This window comes from Microbacterium sp. (assembly GCF_032084865.1).
GTDB lineage: Bacteria > Actinomycetota > Actinomycetes > Actinomycetales > Microbacteriaceae > Microbacterium.
In genome coordinates this window covers 2,413-4,341 of record NZ_DAMDLU010000183.1, presented here as the reverse complement: position 1 = coordinate 4,341, position 1,929 = coordinate 2,413, and the positions used below count along the sequence as shown (strand labels likewise).

Below are 1,929 nucleotides of genomic sequence, written 5' to 3'. Positions count from 1 at the left end.
AGCGCCTGCGGGTCGGCCAGGCCCTCGCCGACGACCCCGCGCTGCTGCTGTGCGACGAGCCGCTCTCCGGCCTCGACCTCGCCAACCAGCGCGGCATCACCAGCATCATCGACCGGCAGAGACGGCAGGGGGCCGGCGTGCTGTTCGTCACCCACGACGTCAACCCGATCCTCGGCCTCGTCGACCGCATCCTGTACATCGCCGGGGGCCGATTCGTGCTCGGCGCCCCCGACGAGGTGCTGCAGAGCCGCGTGCTCACCGACTTGTACGGCACGGCCGTGTTCGTGCTGCGCGCCGGTGACCGGCTGGTGGTCGTCGGGGCGCCGGATGCCGAGGGCACGCACGCGCACGAGCACTCCGACGACGACGCATCCCAGGGAGCACACGCGTGAGGCCGCTGCTCGACTGGGGCGACGTGTTCTCGTTCCAGGACTACGGCGAGCTGCTGGCCCTGCTGTCCAACTCGCTCATCGCGGGTGCTGTGCTCGGCGTCGTCGGCGGGCTGATCGGCGTCTTCGTCATGCAGCGCGACCTCGCCTTCGCCGTGCACGGCGTGAGCGAGCTCTCATTCGCGGGCGCTGCGGCCGCGCTGCTGTTCGGCGGCAGCGTCGTCGTGGGTTCGCTCGGCGGCGCTCTGGTCGCCGCCGTCCTGATCGGCGTGCTCGGCGCGAAGGCGCGTGACCGCAATTCGATCGTGGGCGTGCTGATGCCGTTCGGGCTGGGCCTCGGCATCCTGTTCCTCTCTCTCGTCGAAGGGCGCACGGCCAACCGCTTCGGACTGCTGACGGGTCAGATCGTGTCGGTCTCGAACCCGGATCTCGGGTGGCTGATCGGCATCTCCGCAGTCGTTCTGGTCGGACTGCTGCTGATGTGGCATCCGCTGCGCTTCGACTCGCTCGACGCCGAATCCGCAGCGGCGCGCGGTGTGCCGGTGCGGGCGGTCAGCCTCATCTTCATGGTGCTGCTCGGACTGATCGTCGCGGTCAGCGTGCACATCATCGGCGCCCTGCTGGTGATGGCGCTGCTGGTCACCCCGGCGGCGGCGGCGATGCGCCTGTCGAGTGGGCCGGTCGCGGTGCCGCTGCTCGCGGCGCTCTTCGGCTTCACGGCTGCGGTCGGGGGCATCCTGCTGGCGCTCGCCGGCACGCTTCCGGTGAGCCCGTACATCACGACGATCTCGTTCATGATCTACGCGGGTTGCTGGATCGCTCAGCGCACGCGCTCGCGTGTTCGTCGCGTCGCCCGCGCATGAGACTATTGAGCCGGAGCGCGCGAAGACTTGAGAGAGGCCCCACCCGGTGAGCGAGACGCAGCACAACGACCATGAGCAGAACGGCGACTTCTTCGACCAGCTGCTGACCAGCGTCCCCAAGGATCGCTCGTCGTTCACCCAGGCGTTCCGCGGCTACGACAAGGTCGAGGTGGATGCCGCGATCGCGACGCTGCGAGACCAGCTCAAGCGGGTCTCCGCGTCGCTGGACGAGGCCGACGAGCGCCGTCGCAGCGACCTGCAGGAGCTGCGGGAGCAGACCGAGCGGGCCGTGGTCGACGCGACCGCCGACAGCGATGACCGCATCGCGCGGCTCGAAGCCGAGCTCGCGGCGGCGCGCGCCCAGGCCGACGAGGCCACCGCTCAGATCGCCACGCTGAGCACCGAGCTGGTCGACGCGCCTCGCAGTGACGGCGAGCCCCCGAGCCGTCAGCAGTTCGAGGCGGTGCTTCGCGTCGCCGAAGAGCAGGCGAGCGTGCTGATCCACAACGCGGCGACTCAGGCCGAGCGGCTGCTGGACGCGGCGCGAGAAGAGGGCGAGAGCAAGCGGGGCGAACTCGCCGCCGACGTGACCCGCATCATCGCTCAGGCGCAGCACGACGCCGACCAGATCCGGCTGAAGATCGACACCGAGCACACCGCGCACGAGGCACGCCTCG

At 70.2% G+C, this 1,929-nt stretch carries 2 protein-coding genes and 1 pseudogene; all 3 read left to right on the top strand.

Annotated features, from left to right (window positions below):
- Window positions 1-392, top strand: a pseudogene (locus tag RT309_RS13935) (ABC transporter ATP-binding protein); the annotation flags it as partial.
- The gene (locus tag RT309_RS13930) at window positions 389-1,252 is read left to right on the top strand and encodes a metal ABC transporter permease (RefSeq protein WP_313357988.1); all 864 of its coding nucleotides are present in this window, start codon (window positions 389-391) and stop codon (window positions 1,250-1,252) included. The pseudogene RT309_RS13935 and the gene RT309_RS13930, both read left to right, overlap by 4 nt.
- A gap of 46 nt (window positions 1,253-1,298) precedes the next feature.
- On the top strand, window positions 1,299-1,929 hold a 631-nt coding region (locus tag RT309_RS13925; protein WP_313357986.1), incomplete at its 3' end, for a DivIVA domain-containing protein.